The following is a 21,669-nucleotide window of genomic DNA, read 5'->3' as shown; positions in this document are numbered from 1 at the left end:
ACTGCAAAAAAAACCTGCCGCGGCAGGTTTTTTTGTTTCTGAGTTCAAGGCCCCTTAAGCGCGACGTCGGTACAACGCCAACACGAAATCCGTCTCGCACACAAACTCGCCGCCCTCGGCCAACCGCTGTTGCACCTCCGGCGTGGCGCGCCAGGCGAACGGCGTCATCTGCAGCAGGTTGGCGGCCTGCGCGCCCGGTAGGGTCATCGTATAGGCCAGCGCCTCTTTGCGCTCGCAGTCGAAACCGGCGAACTGTTCGTCCTGTTCGGCATGCAACTGCACCTGCTGGTACACCTGCTCTTTCAGCTGGTACAGATGACGCGGGCCCGGCGAAACCGTCAGCACCACGCCGCCCGGCTTCACTACCCGCGCCAGCTCCTCCGCCTTGCAAGGCGCATAAATGCGCAAGACCGCGTCCAACGCCCCGTCGGCGAACGGCAAACGGTGACTGGAGGCGACGCAGAACGAGACCGCCGGATAACGTTTGGCGCCATAACGGATCGCCACCTTGGCGACGTCCAGCCCATAGACCGCCATATTGCGCTCCTGAGCCAGCCGTGCGGCCACGGCGGCGGTGTAATACCCTTCCCCGCAGCCTATGTCCAATAACGCGCCTGCATCGGCCGCCAGCGCCGAATCCAGCCACTCGGCTACCTGCGCTTGCAACGGCTTATAATATCCACCGTCGAGAAACGCACGCCGTGCCTGCATCATTTCCGCGCTGTCTCCCGGCTGCTTCGATCGTTTGTGCTGCACCGGCAGCAGATTCACGTAACCTTCTTTGGCTTGGTCGAACTGATGATTGCCGTCACAACGCCAGTGTTGTGATGAAAAATGCAGCGGTTGATGACACAGAGGACATTGATAAGACATGAATGGGCTTCCAGAAAGACAGGGCGCGGCTAGTCTAAAGAAGGCGTCGGCTTGATGCAAGGCGCATCCCCGCTCGCTTTCGCCGCCAACAACACCTGGCCAAGCGGGGAAAAAGCTGGCTACACTGAGAGTCTGTTTTCTCATGCAGGTGAACATAACTTATGAGCGATCGTTCCGCGCTGCTCGATGCGGTGCCCCACATTCAGCACGGCTTCGGCAGCAAACTCGCGCTGCTGCCCGGGCATCTGCTGCCCTACAGCGCCACGCTGCCGGAAAAAAAACAGGTGCACGGCACCCGCATCGTCGATGTGCTGCAGCCGGCGCAGGCATGCGGCGAGGCCGATGGTTTCTATACTCGCCAGCCCGGCATTCTGCTCAGCGTACTGACGGCGGACTGTTTGCCGGTGCTGTTCAGCCGCCGTGATGGCAGCGCCATCGCTGCGGTGCACGCCGGCTGGCGCGGGCTGCTGGACGGCATTCTGGAACAGATGGCAGCACGCATTCGCCAGGACGGCGACACCGCCGATTGGGTCGTCTCCATCGGCCCTGCCGCCGGCCCGTGCTGCTACGAAGTCGATGAAGCGCTGGTGGAGAGTTTTAAACAGCGCCTGCCGCTGCCCGCCACGCTGATCAGCCCGCATTACCGGCATCTCGATTTGGCCGCAATTGCCGAATACAAGCTGGCGGCGCTCGGCTTCGCCGCCGTTGACCGCGCCGGCAGTTGCACCATCTGCACGCCGGACGTCGACCCACAGCGGCCGCAGCGCTTCAAATACACCAGCTATCGCCGCAACAGCCACCGGCGCGCGCAGGATCCGACGCATCCGGGGATCAAAGGCCGCAACCAGTACGCCGGCATCATCATCGCCGCCGGATGACGGAAACGAAAAAGCCCGCGCGAAGGCGGGCTTTTTGTACAGCTGACGCTGATTAGATAGCAGTAACGTTTACTGCAGATGGGCCTTTCTGGCCATCTTGGATTTCGAACTCAACGTTCTGGCCTTCAGCCAGGGTTTTGAAGCCGTTACCCTGGATTGCAGAGAAGTGTACGAACACGTCTTTGCTGCCGTCAGCCGGGGTGATGAAACCGAAACCTTTAGACTCGTTGAACCACTTAACTTGACCTTTGATCTTTGCCATCTTGAGTATTTCCTTTGGATTGTTTAAACCGCCCGAGGGCGTTACATAGACAAACTAGAGTCGTTACTGCTTGAGGCACTAAGATAAGGATCGGCAGAGAAGCGGTATTCAACGCTAACGTCTTTACTCAGAACTTCTTTACTGAAAATGCCACACATATACAGAACTGTACCTCGTTTTACCCAGATGCGTTATCACATACTCTGTATGCGATGGCAAGCCATTTTTAATCACTGAACGACATGTCGCACATATTTGAAACGGTCGAGCGCCACATTTGCTTAAATAGGCCAAAAGATGTTGAAGCATCGGCTATTTTCTGCTTGCCAAAATCACTGCGCCAGACCCCGCATTCTGCTGGAGTTTTAACAAAACTTTCATCGTATTGACGCCTTTGCGTCTCATCATTTCCGCTTTTTTGCCGCTTATAGCGTTAAAAAATTTGAATCTTTATGGAATTTGATATGCAACATCTGAATATCGATGAACGGGGGCCAATTTATTCATCGCTCCTCCGACCATTTACCGCCGGAAAGCCCATTCATCATCGGCTTTCCGCCCTGCCGCCAAACGGCGCGGGCGAGAACGGCGCACGGGTCGGCGGCGACGTCTCCACCCTGCACAACGGATGCATAAGCATGCAAAGCGCCGGTACATCTTCCGCTGCCTGTGGTTTCATCATAAATAATCCGAATGTCATTAACCTCAATAGCCGGAATAATCTTATCAATAACGAAAGTTCAACGTTGAATTAAATCCTGAAAATACGGGGGTTATTTGAATCACCACCCGCACTTATCAATTCTGCTAATTACAGCTGCGCTTTCAAACCATTGACTTTATTCATCCCGCTGCGCCGCCGGGTGATTAGGTAACGCAGGCGATGAGCCCTGCAACGCGATGCGCTCGCCAATCTTCAGCGGGAGGAATTGATGCTGCTCCAACCCCGCCTCGCTCAGGGCCAGGTTCAGCTGCTGCGGCGGTTCGTCCAGCGACTCATCCGCCAGTTCAAATACTCCCCAATGGATAGGAATGGCTCGCGGCTGATTCAGCTCGCGATACAGCGCCACCGACTGCTGCGGATCCATATGCTGCTCCTGCATAAACCAGCGCGGCGCATAGGCGCCGATCGGCAGCGCAGCCACGTCGAACGGCCCCAGCCGTTGACCGATCTCCGCCAGCCGTTCCGAATAACCGCTGTCGCCGGAAAAATAAAACCGTAGCGCCGGATGGTGGATCACCCACCCGCACCACAGCGAGCGATTGCGATCCCACAGCGTGCGCATGCTCCAGTGCCGCGCCGGCGTGGCATAGACCGTCAGCTCGCCCAGTGACAGGCTCTGCCACCAGTCCAGTTCATGCACCTTCAGCCGGTAGCGGCGAAACCAGCGCTTCAACCCCAACGGTACGATGAACTCGGCCTGCGGGAAACGCCGCGCCAATTGCCGCACCGTGCGCCTGTCGAGGTGGTCATAATGGTTATGGGAGATCAGTACCACATCCATCGCCGGCAGTTGCCCCACCGTCAACGGCGGCGGCGTTCTGCGCTTTGGGCCGTAAAAGCTCAGCGGCGATGCACGTTCGGACAATACCGGATCGATCAGGATATAGCGGCCGCTCAATCGCAATAGCATCGAGGCATGCCCCAACCACCAGACGCTGTCGTCGCTGCCACTGAGATCGGCAGGTTGCCACCAGCGCTGGGTAAATTGCGCGTAACCCTGCTGCGGCGGCCTGGGCAGCCCCTGCCGCTTACGTTCATCTTGCCAACGCCGAAGATCGCCCTCCTGACGCCGCGAAGGTTCCAGGTTGCGAAATCCCTCCGGCGTATGATGCGCCTTGGCCGCGTCGTAATAACGGTTGATTCTTTTCATCCTGCCTTTTCTCCCGACCACAGCGCCCTGCACGGGCATGACTTTCAGTGTAACAAACCCGATGAAGCTCGCACTTTGTCAGCCGTGCGCTGCATCTCGGGACCTTTTGCCGTATGCTGTTGTCTCACTCCGGTGGAAAGCCAGGGCCGCCAAGAGCCCGTTAAGACTCTCTTAAGATCTTTGTGATTGACTTGTAGGGCATACAGAAAAGGAGAAGTTATGAGTCGTTCTACATCCCGCCAATCAGGCATCGGCCTGGGGCGTCGTATTCGCAGCGCGCTGCTCGCGCAGAAGCAATACTGGAAAATGTATTTCGCCATGAAGCTGCGCCGGCTGCGCGTGCCTGCCCCGTTGGTGCTGCTGGGCGGTTCGCTGCTTGGGTTCTTCATGCTGACTCTGCTGATGCTCAGCGTAGTCGCCATCGACGTCATCAGCACCCTGCTGCTGCTGTGCCGGAAACTGCTGGGGCGGGGTCACGGTGAGGGCCGCGCCTTTATGCCGCGCGGCTAACGAGAAAAGAAGCGGAGGCGGGCAATACGCCTCCGCAGCACGCAGATTAACGCTTGGCGCCTTTACGGCGCGTTAGCATGAACCCGCACCACAGCGCCGCAACCCATACCGGCATCAGCAGCACCGAAATGCGGATCCCTTCGCTGAAATACATGATCACCAGAATCAGGCCGAGGAACGCCAGGCACAGGTAGTTGCCGAACGGATACCACAGCGCCTTAAAGCTGGGGATGACGCCCTGGCGGTTCTTGGCGGCACGGAACTTCAGGTGCGCCAGGCAGATCATCACCCAGTTGATCACCAATGTTGACACCACCAGCGCCATCAGCAGCTCAAACGCCTTGCCGGGCATCAGGTAGTTGATCAGCACGCCGATCGAAGTAATCAACGCCGACAGCGCGATGGACAGCACCGGCACGCCGCGTTTATTCACGCGCGTCAGCACCTGCGGCGCATTGCCCTGGCTGGCCAGCCCGAACAGCATGCGGCTGTTGGCATAAACGCCGCTGTTGTAAACCGACAGCGCGGCGGTCAATACCACTACGTTGAGCACCGTTGCCACCAGATTGCTGTTCAGCGCATGGAAGATCAGCACGAACGGGCTGCCGCCCTCCACCACTTGCCCCCACGGATAGAGCGAAAGCAGCACGGTCAGCGAGCCGATATAGAAGATCAGGATGCGGTACACCACCTGATTGGTGGCTTTGGGAATGCTGCGGCGCGGATCGGCGGCTTCCGCCGCGGTGATGCCGACCATCTCCAGCCCGCCGAACGAGAACATGATCACCGCCATCGCCATCACCAGCCCGGAGAAGCCGTGCGGCATAAAGCCGCCCTGCTGCCAGAGGTTGGTGATGCTGGCCTGCGGCCCGCCGTTACCGCTGGCCAACAGCCAGGCGCCGAAGACGATCATGCCGACAATCGCCACTACCTTGATGATGGCGAACCAGAACTCGGTTTCGCCGTACAGGCGCACGTTCACCAGGTTAATCAGGTTGATCAGCACGAAAAACAGCGCGGCGGAGGCCCAGGTGGGGATCTCCGGCCACCAGTACTGAATGTAGATGCCGACGGCGGTCAATTCCGCCATGCCGACCAGAATGAACATTGCCCAGTAGTTCCAGCCGGAAAGAAAGCCGGCGAAATCGCCCCAATATTTATAGGCAAAGTGACTGAAAGAGCCGGCGACCGGCTCCTCCACCACCATTTCACCCAGCTGGCGCATGATTAAAAACGCGATAAAACCGCCGATGGCGTAGCCCAGCAGCACGGCGGGGCCGGCCATTTTAATAGTTTGCGCAATGCCGAGAAATAAACCGGTACCGATGGCGCCCCCGAGGGCAATAAGCTGTATGTGTCTGTTTTTTAAACCGCGTTTTAGCGGAGTATCCTGATGCTGACCGCCCATCTTATCCTCATATGGCGTATACCTTTGCCGCTATCGACCAAGATTTCACCAATCAATAAATGTATCTGCGGGCGGCTTTTTAACACTTAACCCCGTGAGCATCAAGGAGAAGCGCCCCGAGACGGCAGGCCGGAGCGCGATTTTTTTACCGCGAGAAAGCGGATAACGGCAGCGTTTAGCCAGGCATACCGCACAGTTTGGTCAGATTGCGCGCGCCGATCATCAGCGTGGCGACATAAGATTGGCTACGCGTGACCACTTCCACCGCCACGCGATCGTTTTGATATTTTATCAGGTAGGTCGAGGGCCAGCCCTGACGGCGCTGGCCGAAGCTTTCGGCATGACGATCGATCGCCGCATGGGCAATCACCAGATGAGACAAGTTTTTATCACCTTTGATAATGCGCTTCATAAACAGCCTCCGCCAACGACAGCTCTGTTATTAGAAAAAGGAGAAACTCTTACCAATCACCGGTATTGTTCGACTCAGTTAGCCTGTCGGCTCATCAGGAAGCAGATCATCGCCGCGCGCAGCGGGCTGGCGCTGTCCGCCTGCCATTCACCGCCCTGAGTGCTCATGCGCGCCTGCCACTGCGGGCTGTCGCTTTGGTTGTCGGGATTCAGACTGATTTTGTTGGCGCAAATGATCGGCCAGGCATCGGAGGGATTCTTGCAGTAATCTTTACCTTTCACACCACCGTAGGGATACCACTTGTCCGGGTTCTCTCCGGTCAGCAGCGCAATGCTGCGGTTCACTTCGGCATCGCTTTCTTCGTACCATTTAATCATCGGCTTCATCCATCTTTCGTAAGGTTCGCGCTACATTACGATGTCTGTACGACAGTTTTATGACAGCGCCGCCGGTTTTCACATTATCTCTACTAATGCTTTATCCCCTTTATCTTTCCTTAGCGTCTGCGTAAACTTTTCTCCCTATTCAGCGCCCGGAGAACGCATGCATGTTGACCGGCCTTAACCATCTGACGCTCGCCGTCAGCAATCTCGATCGCAGCTTCGATTTTTATCGTCATCTGTTGGGATTTATCCCGCACGCCCGCTGGCAAGGCGGCGCCTATCTGTCGTTAGGGCCGTTGTGGCTATGCCTGTCGCTGGATGAAACGCGCATGCAACAACGCGAGCGCGATTACACCCATTACGCCTTCAGCGTCGCGCCGGAACATATTGAGCAGGTCAGCGAGCGGTTGCGCCAGGCCGGCGTCGAAGAGTGGAAAAGCAATCGCAGCGAAGGTGAATCACTCTATTTTCTCGATCCCGATGGGCATCAATTGGAGATCCATGCCGGCGATTTGGCCAGTCGCCTGGCGGCATGCCGGGAAAAGCCGTATCAGGGCATGGTGTTTTACTGAGGCGCCCCGGCGACGCTGCCGTCGGCCGGGGCATCATGCTCAACGTTCGGGGATGAAACCTTTGAAATCCAGCTCGGGGTTGAGATCGTCGTCAGCAGCAGCGGCGCCGTCTGCGCCGGCGCGGTGCGCCATACGCTTCAACAGCGCCGTTTGCTGGCGTTGTTGCTCGGCAATCTCCTGCAGCAGGCGAATCTGCTCATTGGCGCGCACGCTGGCGCGGTTCACCAGGAACCAGACCCACAGCCCGGCCAGCAACACCACGGCGGCGAGGGCCAGCGACAACAGGCCGTTCTGGCCAAAACCTAAATCGTACATGGACAACCCTATCTACTGCGAAATTCAGGCCGCCATCTTAACACTCGCGGCGGCCGTGCGAACATCCCTGCCAAAAATTGCTTACCAGGGCACGAAGCGGGTCACCGAACAGATGCCCAACGCAAAATTTCCACCATCGTCGCAATAGCTGTCCAGCGCCAGCAGGTAGAAAAACAGGCAGGCAGCGACGGCCGTCATTATCACGAGGATTTTTTTTCGCAACAAATTTAGCAGCCTCATTGTTATCTTGGTAATCTATCGCGCATGTTATCACAGCGAAGTTAAACGAAGTTTAACTTTCCGTTTAGATTTCTGGCTATCGCCCGGTTTTCAGACTGTTACCCTTGCCCTCGCATAGGCGCCGTGGCTAGATGAACCCTCAGGGATAACGAGGAAATACGATGAGCAAATTGATTAAGTGGGTATTGGTGTTGGCGGTCATTTACGGCGGTTTTTTGATCTCGGGCTACGGCGTGCTGATCGGCAGCAACAAAAACGTTGGCGGGTTGGGGTTGCAGTGCAAATACCTGACGGCGCGCAACGTGGCGATCGCCCAGTACGTGAATGGCGACAACGGTTTCATCGGCGTAGCCGACTGCCCGCTGTTCAAGAAAATCGAAACGGTGGTGGATTAACCGCCACCGCCCGACGCCGCCGCTTTGCGGCGGCCCCGCCTCAGTTGCGGGTAAACTTCATCTCGATCAGCGCAATCGCCTTGTCAATCGCCCGGCGGGTCACCGGATCGGCGCCGGCAGGATGCGTGGAGAAATCGATGCTTTTGAGCTGACCCGCCATCTTGTCGCGCACTTCGGTCGGCGCAATCACGTCGATAACGTCCAGAATCTGTTTGATGACCAGTTGGCAAGCGACCAGATCGGAAGCCAGTTCCTGCTCGTTGCTCAGCATGTCAGACATAATAAATTTCCTTCTTGATTCAAACGCCGCACAGAATAGCATGGCGTCCGTGCCATTGCCCGCACTCCCCGTCTTTTTCCCCATTCTGCGCACCGGCGGGCAAAAGCCTGCGGCAGATTGGCCTATACTTGCTGCATGGCGGTGGTAAAAACCACCCGCAAGCCACAACCAACAGGAGAAAGTTATGGCGAATCACAATGTGAAATCCTGGGCGACAGTGCGTGAAACTTCGGTGGAAATCGCCGAAGCCATTTTTGAGCTGGCAGGGAACGATGAAGTGTTGGCGCAGAAAATCTGGGAAGAAGGCAGTGATGAGGCGTTGGAGAAGGCCTTTGCCAAAACCACCGCCGACCAGCTTTATTGGGGAGAGGAAACCGTCGAACGGAAAAACGTTTGAGCGGTTACGCAACAAAAAGCCCGGGTTTCTGACCCAGGCTTTCCCGATTAGCGCTCGCCCCGCTCAGCGGCGTGCATGTCTTCTGGCTCTCACGGTTCTTCACCTCCCACACCTTCCGCATTCTTCATGCTCATCACCGGCGTCGCCATAAAAGCGCCGACGCCCACGATTACAACCAGAGTAATAATCACTGTCATTAACATGCGATCACCCCATCAACGTTGAGTTGTTACGGCTGACTCTGTTTTGGCGGTTCTTGCTGCGGCTTTCTTTGCGTCCCCCACCGCGGCGGCGACAGTCTCAGATTAGCCGTTTTTCCTTTCGGCTGACAAGCGGCGGTCAAACGGTTTTTCCGAATAATTGCCCCCCGTCACCGGCGGCATTTTTGTCGACGGCGGCAAGTTGTGTATACTTCACCGCTATGTAGGTCTCACACTGACGCACTGATGATACAAGAACACCACCTCTCGTTGGTCTGCGCCCTCAGCAAATGGGTCGAAACTCACCTCGGACGAGTGATCCATCTCGAAGAGCTGGCCGAGTACTCCGGCTACTCGCTGTGGCACATGCAGAAGCTGTTCAAAGAAGCGACAGGGATTTCGCTCGGTAAATACATTCGCGAACGCCGTCTGGCCGGCGCGGTCTATCAACTGCGCAGCAGTGAAGCGTCGATCTTCGACATCGCCCTGGACTTTGGCTTCGGTTCACAGTCCCACTTCACCTACATGTTCAGAAAGCGTTTTAATATCACACCCTATGATTTCCGGCAGGATTTGAGCGTTGATCTGCACATCGATCCGCCGTTGCACGTCATTCACCAAAAATCCGCCTGAAGCCCGCCGCAAGTCGGCGGGTTAACGCGCCCCCCAGACCGCCAGCATCGCGATCGCGGCCGGCAGCGCCTGCACCCACAGAATTTTGCGGCTGGCGCTCAACCCGCCGAACACCCCGGCCGCCAGCACACACCCGAGCAAGAACAGCTGCAGTGCCATATCCCCACGCCAGTAGCTCCATACCAACCCCAACGCCAGAAAGCCGTTGTACAACCCCTGATTGGCGGCCAACACCCGCGTGGCTGCGGCGAACTCCGCCGTTGTGCCGAATGCGCGCCTGCCGAGGGGCGTACGCCACAGGAACATTTCCAGCACCAGGATATAAAGATGGAGCGCTGCGATGAGCAGCAGCAAAATATCGGCAAAGAACTTCATGATGGTTCCAGTCGTTTATTGAAGATGCCATCAATTATAAACGCCTTCGCTCACCTCCCCATCGGCGGAGATAAAAAAAACCCGCCGAAGCGGGTTTATGCAGGAGTCATTTTTTGAGGTTAGTTTAATACGGCGATCAACAATGCCGCGACAGAGACCCAAAACAGCGCCGTGGCAACCACGACATGGGACAATCTTGCACGATAAAGTACCTGGCTCATAATGACCTCACTGACATCTGACTAACGGGAGACAACCTGACTTCCTGAGGATTATCCTAAACTTCTTCTCACTGTCGTTATATGCGCCAGATCACTTTTCCGCCGAGAAACCTTATATTGTCGTAAAGCTGGAGCCGCGATCACATTAATTACGCCTTATTAGAGCGAAATAAGCCGAATAATCGCGGCGATTATATCCTAACGCTATCAAACATCGTTCCAGGGCAGGCGCGGTGCGGTCATGGGCTCACCAGAATAACCGCTAACCGGCGGGAAACGCGGCGCGCCTTGTTCCCAATCATGCTGAGCCCGAGTAATTTCTGCCTTGGTATGGCCAACGAAATTCCACCAGATAAGGATCTCTTCGTTTAATGGCGCCCCACCGATGAGTAATCCCCGGCTCCCCTTCCGTGCATTTAACCCAATAGAGTTATTCTTTATGCCCAAATAGGCGAATTCATCAGGTGAAAAGGTTTCACCATTAAGTTCAAATGCACCAATAAGGGGCAAAAAGCCGATTTCATAATCATCGCGCAACGGCAATTCGATTCTTGCCGCTTCTTCCCATTCCAGATCAATGGCGATTAATGGCGAAAGAGTGAACACCGGTGAACGATAAGCGCCAAATTCCCCGACCAACAAACGATGATTCACGCCATTATTCTGCCATTGCGGCAAGTCAGGATAATGATCGAAGCGTGGCGCCATGTCGGCATGTTCGGCCGGCAGCGCGATCCATAATTGCGCAGCATGCAATCGCCGTTGCTCACCCACCGACTGTTCCGTATGCGCAATGCCGTGCCCTGCGGTCATCAGGTTAACCTGACCCGGACGAATCACCTGCTCACTGCCGAGGCTGTCTCGGTGCAGCACCTCACCTTCTATCATCCAGGTGAACGTTTGCAGCCCGGTGTGCGGATGCGGCCCCACATCCATGCCGGGCGAAGTGCCGTTGAATACCGTCGGCCCGGCGTGATCGAGAAAACACCATGCGCCGACGGTGCGCCGCTCCCGGGTTGGCAACGCACGGTTGATCGGAATGCCCCCCACTTCGGCGTTACGCACGGCAATACGTTGTATCTGGCGCACGCCGTCAACGACGGGGCACTCGCGTGAAAGTGAAGAGAGCGTAGGACGTGGCTGACTCATCGCAAAGACCTCCTGAATGGCGCCGATTCGCCAAGGGTAACCGCCCAAGCTTAACACAGGACAGCTCCCCCGCAGAGCGGCGACGTGCAGGCACGTTCGCGCGGTTCAGGGTGCTTTGATATAGCAGCTCTTGATGTCTATATCGTCATGCGCGTGCCTGAGATCGGAGAAATAGGTCACGCCAAAGAGAATTGATACCACCAGCAGCACGGACACCAACAGGCCGATGATCGCCAGCAGTTTGGTTTCATCATGGAGATTAGGCTCCATTTTATCTCCCCTAGTTAATCGCGTCAGGTCACCCACAGCGTGACCGCCAGCGTAAAGATAATCAGTGAGCAGGACGCCACCGCCAACACGACGATCGCAAATTGCGCATCACCCAAGGTTTCTCGATAATTTTTATCCGTTGAGGCGTTACGCTCTTGTTTCACTAAATCGGTTTTCACTCGTTCAACTGCTGCATTGCTGTTTGACGGGGCAAAACGTCCCCTCAGAATAAGGCGCCAACGTCGCTGACTTGGTCGCTCCGGCCTCAACCGGGGGATGACGCTATCAATTTTCCCCATCAGGGTCAACACCGCGCCTGCCGGCGAGCGAGCAAGTACACAGGGGAGATGTAACTGGCATGGAGAGCGCAAGGAAATAAGAGACGCCGATTGCAGAGGACAAAAAAAGCCCGGTACGTAACCGGGCCAGGGTAGACCGACGCGTTATTGCGGGATACGCAACACCTGCCCCGGATAAATCTTGTCCGGGCTCGACAGCATCGGCTTGTTGGCTTCGAAAATCTTGTTGTACAGATTGGCGTTGCCGTACATCTCTTTAGAGATCGCGCTCAGCGTATCGCCCTTCTTCACGGTATAGAAGCGGCTCTCGGCGTCGGATTGCGCTACCGCCACCTTGTCTTCCACACCACTGATACCCGCCACGTTGCCGATAGCCACCAGGATCTTCTCTTTTAACTCCTGGCTGACGGCGTCGCCGGTCACTACGGCTTTACCATCGACCACCTGCACATTCACTTTGTCGGTGCCCGGCAGGCCGCTCTTATCGAGATGCTCCTTGAGTTTGGCGCTTTGATCTTCGGCGGAGGCATTGCCGGTGACTGTATCCCACAGTTTTTCGCCCGCTTCTTTGACGAAGTTAAACAAGCCCATATTCACTCCTTTTGATGGTTGCAGTAATGCGTTTAAGTAAGGCTTGTTAAGCTTAGCATCGACAAAAGGATATGCCATCCGCTCACGGCGTCAGAAACGGGGAGAGTATTCCGAAAGTGTCGTCAGCGGCGTTTCCATGGCGATTAATCGTGCAATGATGCTGAAAAATCGCGCTTTTCTACCTACACTGTTGCAGACAAGGCAACTCGACGAAGGAGGCGTGCGACGATGTACGCATTGGTGATGTTTGTCTGTTATCTGGATGGCGGCTGCAGTGAAATGGTGGTCGACATATTGCGCGACGAGCCGCAATGCCTGGTCGCGATGAAGGAACAGAACTTGCGACACGCCGGCTGTTATCCCATGGAAGAGTTTATCGACGGCTTCTGGTTGCCAGCCAGCGAATATTCGGATTTTTAACCTGCTCCCCGCGCAATGCTGAGGAATTTCTGATTTCATCGGAAACTTCGTCTTCCTCTGAGGCATAAGGCCGCTGTTTTGCTAAATTGCGGCTCCCGAAGAAGAGAGAGACAGAGAAAGGTCATGCCAGCATCGGCTCATTCCAACGAGCAATATGAAACTCTGCTGCGCGACGTCAGCCTGGCGTTAGGCGACGCAGTGTTGCAGTTAATCCAAAAACATAAAAAGGTATCCGGCGGCAATATTCTTTCACAGCTGGTGGACGAAATAGAGCGTGAGCAGGATCAGCAACGTTTCGTCGCACTGCGTTCCGCCATTGAACTGGTCGGGCTGGCGCCCAAAGGCTGAGATCCCGATAAAACAAAGGCAGGGCTTGCGCCCTGCCTGATTACCAATCCCGACACAGGATGAAGGTAATGAAATTGCAGATTAGAAACGATACGTCAGGCTGACGGCAACGATATCATCGTTGGCCAGTTTCAGTTTGTTATCGTCGCTCAGCTGGTTGATTTGATAATCGACGTAGGTGTACATATTTTTGTTGAAGTAGTAAGTCGCCCCCACTTCCACGTATTTCACCAGGTCGGCATCACCGATCCCTTCGATATCCTTGCCTTTGGACTGCACGTAGGCCACGGAAGGACGCAGGCCGTTCTCGAATTGATACTGAGCCACCACTTCGAAGTTTTGTGTTTTATTGGCGAAGCCGGAAGTGCCGTTGACGCTGATCGGCGTCATGTTACGGGTTTCGGCATACATCGCAGCCAGGTAAACCTGGTTGGCGTCGTATTTCACCGCGGTGGTCCAGGCGGTAGCGCTGTCACCCTTGCCATACTGCAGCGCTTTCTGAGCGCTGGTGCGGTTGGAATCGGAGAACGCCGCCGCTACGCCGATGCCGGAACCGCCGATATCCTGGTAGTCCAGAGACAGGCCGTAACCGTCGCCGTTTTGCTTGGTCACGCTGCGGCCGTCACCGTCGTTTTTACCCTGATACTGCACCGCCAGGTTCAGGCCTTCCACCAAACCGAAGAAATCACGGTTGCGGTAGGTGGCCAAACCGTTGGAACGGGCGGTCATAAAGTTATCGGTATAGCTGTAGGAGTCGCCGCCGAATTCCGGCAGCATGTCGGTGTAAGCCTCGGCGTCATACACCACGCCGTAGTTACGGCCGTAGTCGAAAGAACCGTAGTTGCCGAATTTCAGCCCCGCGAAGCCCAGACGCGTTTTGGTGCCGGCGGTGCCCTGCGCTTCGTCGTGATTGGCCTGGACGTTGTATTCCCACTGGCCGTAGCCGGTCAACTGGTCATTGATTTGCGTTTCGCCTTTGAAGCCCAGGCGAACATAGGTCATATCACCGTCGTTGGACTTACTGTCGCTGAAATAATGCTTGGCGTTAACGCGGCCGTACAGGTCGAGTTTATTGCCATCCTTATTGTAGATTTCAGCCGCGTTGGCGAAGGAGGTGATCGCCCCGAGGGCGACAGCTAAGGCTAATACACTGCGTTTCATCATTTATTTTCCTAGATATTATAATTAGAACCCTGCCCGTCACGCCCAATTTATAATTTGGGCTGTGATTTTATCTTTTGGTATTTTATGAGCTCCCCTAATGCGGGGGTGATGTGACATTAGCATCATGAATCAAAACTTAAAATCAAAAAGTTCATGAAACAACGAGGAGAAAGCATGTTTATGTGTAACCAAATATTACAAAAAAGAAATCACTCAACCCATTGAATATAAGAATTTTTTATCACATAAGTTATAACCAAAACGGTACAATGCACCATTATGGTGCAATTCGGTTTCGTTTTGCGTGCTTTCTGCGCGATTCAAAAATAACAACAAGATTAGCATGGTTATTAAAAACGTTACTTATTTCACATTTTTATCTTAACAAACTCACCAGGCAATTAAGGCTTTCAGATAACGACCTGACACTACCTTCTATTCATTCGCATAAAGACGCGGATTAGTAACGAATAAAATTCGCCTTACGGGAATAAAAATAGCGGGAAATAGCAGATTAAAATAATGAAAGGAATAACGGCGGCGCGCTGACGGCGCCACCGTGGATAAATCAATACAGCGTAGAGCGGGAAACTTCGCTCAACAACATACCGGCACGCAGGCCCAACGCCACGCTGGGGTTAGGGAACAGTATCCACGCCCCCTCCTGGCCCACGCGATAGTCCTCCTGCGGCTGCTCGCACAGCAACATGCCCGGTTGCAGTTCGGTGAAGTTGGCCGTGTCATCGTCCAGATGCAGTTTGAAATCTTCGCTGTGCTTGATCAACGAGTGCATCACACGAAAAACCCGAATCTCGGCGCCCGCACGCGCCGGCAGTGCCCCTTCACTGACCGCCGCCCGCAGAGCGCGATCGATGGCGGCGAACTGCTGCAGATCGTTGCTGCCGAACGGCCGCGCCTTGCCCAGCTCGAGCGTACAGCTCGCCGCATTGAGATGTTCGCTGGAGTAATGGCTAAAAGTCCCGCCCGGCGCACTGTGTACCACCAACGCATCCAGATCGGCGGCATCCAGCAGCTTCAACATCGGCTCACTGTACGGGCGTTTCTGAAAGGGCAGAATGCCGAAACGTGGCAAACGCGATTCACGGATGGCGGTGTGCAAATCGTAATGGAAACGCGCCGCCTGCTCCCCATCGAAAAAGGCGGCGAGCGCACGCTCCAACTGCTGCGCGCGCACGGTTTCGCCGCTGGCGGCGAAGTTGCGGTAGCGGCCGCCGAACATACGGTTCATATCGCTGTGCAGATAACGCTTGCCGGCCCGCATCGCCGCCGGGTTGCCCAGCACCACCAACAGTCGCACCGTCAGCGGCAACCGGCCGGCAAGGAGATCGCCGACCAGCTGATTGAGCAGTTCAATCGGCGCGGTTTCATTGCCGTGCACGCCCGCCGACATCACCATCGCCTGGCGGTAAGGCTGTCGTGGCGTAAGCTCCAGCACCCCTTCCCCCTGCCAGCGCCACCGCAGCTGCGGTGTTTCACCTTGCCATTCGACGGGTTCGGTCCCTTCCAGCGTCAGGGGCAGTAGATCGATCATGCTGCCTCCCTTAGCGTTGGAACGGATAAATGGCGCCGAGACCGAGGATCGACGTCAGCGCATCCAGCGCCTCGCGCCCTTCGCGCAGCAGCAGCGGATCGGCCAGGTCATCCTGCGTCAGGCGGTCGCGGTAATGACGATCGACCCACTCGTTCAACGTTGCGAACAGCCGATCGTTCATCATCACGCGCGGATTGACCGCTCTCAACTCTTGTTCGTTGAGCGCCACCCGCAACCGCAGGCAGGCAGGGCCGCCGCCGTTGCGCATGCTTTCACGCAGGTCGAACACGCGGATTTCATCGATAGGGCCGCCGCTGCCGACCATGTCGTTGAGGTAACGCCACACGCCGGCGTGCTGACGCGACTCCTCCGGCACGACGATCATCATCTTGCCGTTCGGTTTGGTAAGAATTTGGCTGTTGAACAGATAGGTCGCCACCGCGTCCGCTACCGAGACGCGCTCTGTCGGCACTTCAATCGCCACCAGCTCGCTGTCCAGCGTCGCCATCTTGCGGCGCACTTCATCCAGCGCCTGTTGCTGGCGGTAAAACGCCTGCTGATGATGGAACAGCACGTTCTGGTTGCTGACCGCAATCACGTCGTTATGGAACACGCCCTGATCGATCACCGCCGGGTTTTGCTGCACGAAGACCGTATGCTGTTCATCCAACTGGTGCAGGCGAGCGATCGCCTCGCCGGCTTCACGCGTCTGGCGCGCAGGGTAACGCGCCGGCGCCGTTTCGCCGCCAAACTCCTGACGACCATAGACGAACACCTGCACGCTGCGCCTGGCGTAGTCGCCGCCCAGACGGTTATGGTTGGCCGCCCCTTCGTCGCCGAACAACGCCACCTGCGGCAGCGCCTCGTGGTGGGCGAAATGCCGATCATCGCTGAACATCGCCCGCAATACGGCGGTGGTGGTTTCCGCTTCGATGGCGCGGTGGAATTTGTTGTTCAGGTTGGCGGCGGTGAAGTGCACCTTGCCGTCGGCGCTGTCCGCCGAAGGTGAGACGGTGGCCGCATTGGCGGTCCACATGCACGACGCTGAGCTGAGCGCTGACAGCAATCGCGGCGACTGACGCATCGCCTGCGCCAGCACCGCCTCATCGCTGCCGCTGAAACCCAGGCGACGCAGCATCGGTAAATGCGGCCGCTCCTGCGGCGGCAAGACCCCTTGCTGGAAACCGAGATCGGCCAGCGCCTTCATTTTCAGCAAACCTTGTTTCGCCGCCAGCTTCGGGTTCGATACGCTGTTTTGATGCTGCGTCGACGCCTCGTTGCCGAACGACAGCCCGGCATAGTGGTGCGTCGGCCCCACCAAACCGTCGAAATTGACTTCATATCCTGACATGTTTATCCCCTGGGGATAGCGTGCGGCAGCGCCATCGCGCCGCCGCAGACGATTAACGGAACGACAAGCCCGGCGAGAGCGTGGCCGGCAGCGACAGGCTTTCGCTTTCCAGCGAAGCCATCGGCCAGGCGCAATAGTCCGCCGCATAGAAGGCGCTTGGTCGATGGTTGCCGGAGGCCCCCACGCCACCGAATGGCGCCGCGCTGGACGCCCCGGTCAGCGGCTTGTTCCAGTTGACGATGCCGGCGCGCGCTTCCAGCAACAGCCGCTCGAACAGCTCGCGCTGCGGCGAGACCAATCCCACCGACAGGCCGTAGCGCGTCTGGTTGGCGAGCCGCAGAGCCTCGTCGAAATCGCGGTAACGCACGATGGTGGTCAACGGCCCGAAGTACTCTTCGTCCGGCACGCCGGCCACGCCGGTCAGCTCGATGATGCCCGGGCTGAGCAGCGAACTGCCCGGCTCCAGCAGACGCATGGCCAGCAGCGATTTGCCGCCCAACGCCAGCAAGCGCTCCTGCGCTTTCAGCATGTTTTCCGCCGCGGCAGCCGACACCACCCCGCCCATGAACGGCTGCGGTTCGGCATCCCAACGGCCGACGCGCAGTTCGCCCGCCACCTGAACCAAACGCGCGATAAAGGCATCGCCTTCCGCCCCTTGCTTCACCAGAATGCGACGCGAACAGGTGCAGCGTTGACCGGCGGAGATAAACGCCGACTGGATAGCCAGGTTGACCGCCGCGTCGCGATCCTCGAAACCATCGACGATCAGCGCATTGTTGCCGCCCATCTCCAGCGCCAGGATCTTCTCCGGCTGCCCCGCCAATTGGCGATGCAGGTGATAGCCGGTGCCGGCGCTGCCGGTAAACAGCAGACCGTCGATATCCGCACTGGCCGCCAAGGCTTCGCCGGTTTCGCGGCCGCCCTGCACCAGATTGATCACCCCGTCCGGCAGACCGGCCTGCAGCCACAGTTTCAGGGTCTCCTCGGCGATCAACGGCGTCAGCTCGCTCGGTTTGAATACCACGCAGTTACCGGCCAACAGCGCCGGCACGATATGGCCGTTCGGCAGATGGCCGGGGAAGTTGTAAGGCCCGAACACCGCCAGCACGCCGTGCGGACGATGGCGCAGCACCGAAGCGCCGTCGGCCATCGCCGTCTGGCTAAAACCGGTGCGCGCCTGATAGGCCTGCAGCGAAATGCCCACCTTGCCGATCATCGCCTGAATTTCGGTCAGCGTTTCCCAACGCGGCTTGCCGGTCTCGCGGCTGATGGTTTCCGCCAGCGACTGCTTGTGTTCCTCCAGCAAGGCGGCGAAGCGTTTCACCAGCTGTTCGCGCTGCTCGAACGGCGTGCGCGCCCAGGCGGGGAACGCGGCGCGTGCGGCTTCGCAGGCAGCGGCGACGTCGGCGGCGTCGGCGGCGTTAGCGCGCCACAGCGGCTGGTTGCCGACCGGATCGGCCTTGCCGAACTCGGCGCCGCGGCCCTGCCGCCAGACGCCGTTAATCAACAGTGCAGGATGGGACATCATGCTTTCTCCTGTGCAATAAGGGGGAGCACCCGCACCGGGCTGCCCTGTTCGACGCCCAGCGCCGCGGCGGTGGCGGCGTTGATATGCAGGCGGTCGTCATACAGATCGGCATTGACCAACAGTGCGCGGTAATTCTGATAGTTGTCGTTGGCCACCAGATGCACCGGCGCATCGGCGCGCATCGGCGTGTCATCCAGCACCACTTTCACCAGGCGGCTCTGCTTCACCGCGCGGATATGGTCGATCTCCGCTTCCAGCGTCGGGCCGCCGTCGAAGATATCGACGTAGCCCTGATAGCTCAGGCCTTCCGCCTCCAGCAACCGGCGCGCCGGCAGGGTTTGCGGGTGTACTTCGCCAATCACCTTCTGCGCATCTTCGGCCAGGAAATCGACATACAACGGGTGTTTCGGCATCAGCTCGGCGATAAACGCCTTTTGCCCGGTGCCGCTCAGGTAGTCCGCCTTGGCGAACTCGATGGAGAAGAAACGGTGACCGACGCTCTCCCAGAACGGCGAACGGCCGTTTTCATCGGAGAAACCGCGCATCTCGGCGATCAGGCGCCGGGAGAAGCGTTCACGGAACGCGGCGATAAACAGGAAACGTACCTTCGACAGCAGCTTGCCATTCTCGCCGTGGCGATAATCCGGATCGAGGAACAACGTACACAGCTCCGAATGGCCGGTATGGTCGTTGCTGAGGAACAGCGTCGGCACCGATTTATAGACGTTCAGCTGTTTGGAGGCGTGCACCTGCGTGCCGACGCGGAAGCTGTACCAGGGTTCCGCCAAGCCGACGGCCACTTCGATCGCGCAGACCCCCACCGCCTGCCGGCGCTCGCTGTCTTCCAACACGAACAAATAACACTGGTCACTTTGCGGAAGTTCGCCTTGCCAGGTTTTTAACGCCCGCTCAATGCGCGCCGACAAGGTATCTTCATTCTGCGGCAGTGAAGTGAGACCGATGCCGGATTTACCGGCAAGCGTCAGTAAATCCGCCAGATCGCGACGCTCTATAGGGCGAATAATCATCATAATGCGAACCTCTTCTGAATCAGGCTGCGCCGGTGAAGGCGCAGCCCGCTGATTAGCTGCAAATACGCGCCACGGCGCGCGCGAATCGCGCCAGCCCCTCTTTCACATCCTGCTCAGGGATGATCAGCGACGGCGTGAAACGCACCACGTCCGGACCGGCGATCAGCGCGATAACGCCTTCTTCGTTGGCCAGTTGGGTGATCTGCTTCGCTTTGCCGGCATAGTCTTTCTTCAATTGGCAGCCGATCAGCAAACCGCCGCCGCGGATCTCGGCGAAGATCGGGTACTGACGGTTGATATCGTTCAACCCGTCGATGAACCACTGGTGACGTTGCTTGACGCCTTCCAGCACTTCCGGCGTGTTGATGATGGAGAACACTTCCCCCGCCACCGCCGTCGCCAGCGGGTTGCCGCCGTAGGTGGTGCCGTGGGTGCCGACGCCCAGCGTTTTCGCCAGCGCATCGGTGGTCAACATCGCGCCGATCGGGAAGCCGCCGCCCAGCGCTTTGGCGGTGGTCAGCACGTCCGGCACCACGCCGTACTGCATGTAGGCATACAGATGGCCGGTGCGGCCGACGCCGGTCTGCACTTCGTCGAAGATCAGCAGCGCGTTATGACGATCGCACAGTTCACGCAGCCCCTGCAGGAAACTGGCCTCCGCCGGCAGCACGCCGCCCTCGCCCTGAATAGGCTCGACGATCACCGCGCAGGTGCGATCGTTGATAAGCTCGGCCGCTGCGGCCAGATCGTTATACGGCGTGTGGGTGATGCCGCCCGGCAGCGGCGCAAAATCCTGCGAATACTTCGGCTGACCGCCGGCGGAAACGGTGAACAGCGTGCGGCCGTGGAACGCGTTGTTGAACGCCACAATCTGATCTTTACCGGCGCCGTGCTGGTCGTGCGCGTGTTTACGCGCCAGTTTCAGCGCCGCCTCGTTGGCTTCTGCACCCGAATTACAGAAGAACACCTTGTCGGCGAACGTGGCGTCGATCAGTTTTTTGGCCAGACGCAGTACCGGTTCGTTGGTATAGCCATTGCCCAGATGCCACAGTTTGCCCGCCTGCTCCACCAGCGCCGCCTTGACCGCCGGGTGCGCATGGCCCAGCGCGTTAACCGCGATGCCGCCGGCGAAATCGATGTAAGACTTACCCTGCTGATCCCACACCTGCGATCCTTCGCCACGCACCAGAATAAAATCGGCAGGGGCATAAACCGGGACCATCCAGTCATCGAAAGACTGGCGGGTAACTGCGATTGGCTGTTCCATAGTGACCTCATAATCTCAGCAAAGGCTGAATTTTGACTGTAAGGGCCGCTCAAGCCCGGTTAGACCGCCACAATGCAAAAAAACCGTTGTTCAAAACCGACTTTCGCGGCGGAGAAAATGCTGTCTCTTACCGCTGATTTAGAAACAAATCTGTTACATAAAATCGGTTTTCCACTATTTATGGCGTATATCCGGTCCCTGAGCGGAGAGTAAATGTTAACGAGCAGTTAAAATACATGTCGTTTGATAAAGAGTGTAGAGCAGCTATCGTGCCAAAACGGGATTTTTGCCGGATTTTGCTATTTTTTACGTTAAAACAACGGCTTATAATGAATATTTATTCATTTTCTATGCATTGGTAATGCATAAATTAAAAAATAAGGCCTAAAATCATCATTGCGTTCGAAATCCTATTCAATTACGAAAAACTTCAGGATTTCTGATCGGGCTCGCAAAAATAATTTCCCCCAA

30 protein-coding genes are annotated in these 21,669 nt (G+C 57.1%); 9 read left to right on the top strand and 21 right to left on the bottom strand.

Features of this window, described 5'->3' with window-relative positions; translation table 11 throughout:
• Positions 1–54 precede the first annotated feature (54 nt).
• Complete coding sequence (gene rlmA, locus ACJ8PN_RS10420) at positions 55–873, bottom strand: 23S rRNA (guanine(745)-N(1))-methyltransferase (protein ID WP_171454195.1); 819 nt, start codon at positions 871–873, stop codon at positions 55–57.
• Positions 874–1,034: 161 nt separating this feature from the next.
• Here rlmA and pgeF point away from each other — a divergent pair, with 161 nt between their 5' ends.
• The gene (gene pgeF, locus ACJ8PN_RS10415) at positions 1,035–1,751 is read left to right on the top strand and encodes a peptidoglycan editing factor PgeF (RefSeq protein ID WP_171454196.1); all 717 of its coding nucleotides are present in this window, start codon (positions 1,035–1,037) and stop codon (positions 1,749–1,751) included.
• A gap of 52 nt (positions 1,752–1,803) precedes the next feature.
• On the opposite strand, the gene cspE is transcribed toward pgeF, so the two are convergent.
• Positions 1,804–2,013 carry a transcription antiterminator/RNA stability regulator CspE gene (cspE, locus tag ACJ8PN_RS10410; protein ID WP_002221949.1) on the bottom strand — a complete coding sequence of 70 codons (210 nt, stop codon included), beginning with the start codon at positions 2,011–2,013 and terminating at the stop codon, positions 1,804–1,806.
• Positions 2,014–2,054: 41 nt separating this feature from the next.
• Positions 2,055–2,171, bottom strand: coding sequence for a DUF2627 domain-containing protein (locus ACJ8PN_RS10405; protein ID WP_002211058.1), 117 nt, complete (start codon positions 2,169–2,171; stop codon positions 2,055–2,057).
• 306 nt (positions 2,172–2,477) lie between these two features.
• Here ACJ8PN_RS10405 and ACJ8PN_RS10400 point away from each other — a divergent pair, with 306 nt between their 5' ends.
• A complete protein-coding gene (locus tag ACJ8PN_RS10400; RefSeq protein ID WP_171454197.1) occupies positions 2,478–2,768 on the top strand; it encodes a hypothetical protein in 291 nt (96 codons plus the stop codon).
• An 84-nt stretch (positions 2,769–2,852) separates the two neighbouring features.
• Here the strand turns inward: ACJ8PN_RS10400 and ACJ8PN_RS10395 are convergent, their stop codons facing one another.
• Entirely contained in the window at positions 2,853–3,887 is a 1,035-nt protein-coding gene (locus tag ACJ8PN_RS10395; RefSeq protein WP_351106003.1) for an MBL fold metallo-hydrolase, read from the bottom strand.
• A gap of 219 nt (positions 3,888–4,106) precedes the next feature.
• Here ACJ8PN_RS10395 and ACJ8PN_RS10390 point away from each other — a divergent pair, with 219 nt between their 5' ends.
• Positions 4,107–4,397, top strand: a complete 291-nt coding sequence (locus tag ACJ8PN_RS10390; RefSeq protein ID WP_171454199.1) for a hypothetical protein — start codon at positions 4,107–4,109, stop codon at positions 4,395–4,397.
• Positions 4,398–4,443: 46 nt separating this feature from the next.
• Here ACJ8PN_RS10390 and ACJ8PN_RS10385 read toward each other — a convergent pair whose 3' ends face one another.
• The 3 genes from ACJ8PN_RS10385 to ACJ8PN_RS10375 all read right to left on the bottom strand — a co-directional run bounded on the left by ACJ8PN_RS10385 (position 4,444) and on the right by ACJ8PN_RS10375 (position 6,594).
• Positions 4,444–5,805, bottom strand: a complete 1,362-nt coding sequence (locus ACJ8PN_RS10385; protein WP_351106007.1) for an amino acid permease — start codon at positions 5,803–5,805, stop codon at positions 4,444–4,446.
• 175 nt (positions 5,806–5,980) lie between these two features.
• Positions 5,981–6,217 carry a DUF4060 family protein gene (locus ACJ8PN_RS10380; protein ID WP_004927680.1) on the bottom strand — a complete coding sequence of 79 codons (237 nt, stop codon included), beginning with the start codon at positions 6,215–6,217 and terminating at the stop codon, positions 5,981–5,983.
• A gap of 74 nt (positions 6,218–6,291) precedes the next feature.
• Complete coding sequence (locus ACJ8PN_RS10375) at positions 6,292–6,594, bottom strand: phage protein NinX family protein (RefSeq protein ID WP_004927682.1); 303 nt, start codon at positions 6,592–6,594, stop codon at positions 6,292–6,294.
• Positions 6,595–6,764: 170 nt separating this feature from the next.
• Here ACJ8PN_RS10375 and fos point away from each other — a divergent pair, with 170 nt between their 5' ends.
• Positions 6,765–7,172 (top strand): fosfomycin resistance glutathione transferase, encoded by a 408-nt coding sequence (fos, locus tag ACJ8PN_RS10370; protein ID WP_015378164.1) that lies wholly within the window; start codon positions 6,765–6,767, stop codon positions 7,170–7,172.
• Positions 7,173–7,211: 39 nt separating this feature from the next.
• Here the strand turns inward: fos and ACJ8PN_RS10365 are convergent, their stop codons facing one another.
• Both ACJ8PN_RS10365 and ACJ8PN_RS10360 read right to left on the bottom strand, forming a co-directional pair.
• Complete coding sequence (locus tag ACJ8PN_RS10365; protein ID WP_442534882.1) at positions 7,212–7,487, bottom strand: YebO family protein; 276 nt, start codon at positions 7,485–7,487, stop codon at positions 7,212–7,214.
• A gap of 81 nt (positions 7,488–7,568) precedes the next feature.
• Positions 7,569–7,727: a PhoP/PhoQ regulator MgrB gene (locus ACJ8PN_RS10360; RefSeq protein ID WP_004927688.1), complete on the bottom strand. Its 159-nt coding sequence runs from the start codon at positions 7,725–7,727 to the stop codon at positions 7,569–7,571.
• Between the two features lie 161 nt (positions 7,728–7,888).
• On the opposite strand from ACJ8PN_RS10360, the gene ACJ8PN_RS10355 reads away from it, so the two are divergent.
• Positions 7,889–8,122, top strand: coding sequence for a YobH family protein (locus ACJ8PN_RS10355; protein ID WP_004927690.1), 234 nt, complete (start codon positions 7,889–7,891; stop codon positions 8,120–8,122).
• Positions 8,123–8,162: 40 nt separating this feature from the next.
• On the opposite strand, the gene ACJ8PN_RS10350 is transcribed toward ACJ8PN_RS10355, so the two are convergent.
• The gene (locus ACJ8PN_RS10350; protein WP_004927692.1) at positions 8,163–8,402 is read right to left on the bottom strand and encodes a DUF2766 family protein; all 240 of its coding nucleotides are present in this window, start codon (positions 8,400–8,402) and stop codon (positions 8,163–8,165) included.
• Between the two features lie 184 nt (positions 8,403–8,586).
• Here ACJ8PN_RS10350 and ACJ8PN_RS10345 point away from each other — a divergent pair, with 184 nt between their 5' ends.
• Complete coding sequence (locus ACJ8PN_RS10345) at positions 8,587–8,799, top strand: YccJ family protein (protein ID WP_004927694.1); 213 nt, start codon at positions 8,587–8,589, stop codon at positions 8,797–8,799.
• Positions 8,800–9,245: 446 nt separating this feature from the next.
• Positions 9,246–9,632: a helix-turn-helix domain-containing protein gene (locus ACJ8PN_RS10340; protein WP_004927697.1), complete on the top strand. Its 387-nt coding sequence runs from the start codon at positions 9,246–9,248 to the stop codon at positions 9,630–9,632.
• A gap of 21 nt (positions 9,633–9,653) precedes the next feature.
• Here the strand turns inward: ACJ8PN_RS10340 and ACJ8PN_RS10335 are convergent, their stop codons facing one another.
• The 5 genes from ACJ8PN_RS10335 to lysM form a co-directional block, all read right to left on the bottom strand.
• Complete coding sequence (locus ACJ8PN_RS10335) at positions 9,654–10,007, bottom strand: DUF1304 domain-containing protein (RefSeq protein WP_015378167.1); 354 nt, start codon at positions 10,005–10,007, stop codon at positions 9,654–9,656.
• Between the two features lie 428 nt (positions 10,008–10,435).
• Entirely contained in the window at positions 10,436–11,377 is a 942-nt protein-coding gene (locus ACJ8PN_RS10330) for a pirin family protein (protein WP_442534881.1), read from the bottom strand.
• Positions 11,378–11,482: 105 nt separating this feature from the next.
• On the bottom strand, positions 11,483–11,647 hold the full coding sequence (locus ACJ8PN_RS10325) for a hypothetical protein (RefSeq protein ID WP_004934557.1): 165 nt from the start codon (positions 11,645–11,647) through the stop codon (positions 11,483–11,485).
• Between the two features lie 23 nt (positions 11,648–11,670).
• The gene (locus tag ACJ8PN_RS10320) at positions 11,671–11,946 is read right to left on the bottom strand and encodes a hypothetical protein (RefSeq protein ID WP_275094858.1); all 276 of its coding nucleotides are present in this window, start codon (positions 11,944–11,946) and stop codon (positions 11,671–11,673) included.
• A 144-nt stretch (positions 11,947–12,090) separates the two neighbouring features.
• A complete protein-coding gene (gene lysM / locus ACJ8PN_RS10315; RefSeq protein ID WP_015378169.1) occupies positions 12,091–12,537 on the bottom strand; it encodes a peptidoglycan-binding protein LysM in 447 nt (148 codons plus the stop codon).
• A 228-nt stretch (positions 12,538–12,765) separates the two neighbouring features.
• On the opposite strand from lysM, the gene ACJ8PN_RS10310 reads away from it, so the two are divergent.
• Positions 12,766–12,957, top strand: coding sequence for a YebW family protein (locus ACJ8PN_RS10310; protein ID WP_004934567.1), 192 nt, complete (start codon positions 12,766–12,768; stop codon positions 12,955–12,957).
• Positions 12,958–13,080: 123 nt separating this feature from the next.
• Complete coding sequence (locus ACJ8PN_RS10305; protein ID WP_004934572.1) at positions 13,081–13,305, top strand: biofilm development regulator YmgB/AriR family protein; 225 nt, start codon at positions 13,081–13,083, stop codon at positions 13,303–13,305.
• Positions 13,306–13,386: 81 nt separating this feature from the next.
• Here the strand turns inward: ACJ8PN_RS10305 and ACJ8PN_RS10300 are convergent, their stop codons facing one another.
• The 6 genes from ACJ8PN_RS10300 to ACJ8PN_RS10275 form a co-directional block, all read right to left on the bottom strand.
• Positions 13,387–14,469: a porin OmpC gene (locus tag ACJ8PN_RS10300; RefSeq protein WP_015378171.1), complete on the bottom strand. Its 1,083-nt coding sequence runs from the start codon at positions 14,467–14,469 to the stop codon at positions 13,387–13,389.
• A gap of 568 nt (positions 14,470–15,037) precedes the next feature.
• Positions 15,038–16,021, bottom strand: a complete 984-nt coding sequence (gene astE / locus ACJ8PN_RS10295) for a succinylglutamate desuccinylase (protein WP_160125567.1) — start codon at positions 16,019–16,021, stop codon at positions 15,038–15,040.
• Between the two features lie 10 nt (positions 16,022–16,031).
• Complete coding sequence (gene astB, locus ACJ8PN_RS10290; protein WP_015378173.1) at positions 16,032–17,372, bottom strand: N-succinylarginine dihydrolase; 1,341 nt, start codon at positions 17,370–17,372, stop codon at positions 16,032–16,034.
• A 52-nt stretch (positions 17,373–17,424) separates the two neighbouring features.
• Complete coding sequence (gene astD / locus ACJ8PN_RS10285; protein WP_442534915.1) at positions 17,425–18,897, bottom strand: succinylglutamate-semialdehyde dehydrogenase; 1,473 nt, start codon at positions 18,895–18,897, stop codon at positions 17,425–17,427.
• Complete coding sequence (gene astA / locus ACJ8PN_RS10280; protein ID WP_004934585.1) at positions 18,897–19,931, bottom strand: arginine N-succinyltransferase; 1,035 nt, start codon at positions 19,929–19,931, stop codon at positions 18,897–18,899. The genes astD and astA overlap by 1 nt, the downstream gene beginning before the upstream one ends.
• Positions 19,932–19,983: 52 nt before the next feature.
• Positions 19,984–21,198 carry an aspartate aminotransferase family protein gene (locus tag ACJ8PN_RS10275; RefSeq protein WP_015378175.1) on the bottom strand — a complete coding sequence of 405 codons (1,215 nt, stop codon included), beginning with the start codon at positions 21,196–21,198 and terminating at the stop codon, positions 19,984–19,986.
• Between the last annotated feature and the right edge of the window lie 471 nt (positions 21,199–21,669).

Origin of the sequence: Serratia sp. CY76391 (assembly GCF_052166695.1) — a bacterium.
GTDB lineage: Bacteria > Pseudomonadota > Gammaproteobacteria > Enterobacterales > Enterobacteriaceae > Serratia > Serratia nematodiphila.
The sequence above is the reverse complement of the archived record's forward strand: the minus strand, read 5'-3'. Positions and strand labels throughout refer to the sequence as shown.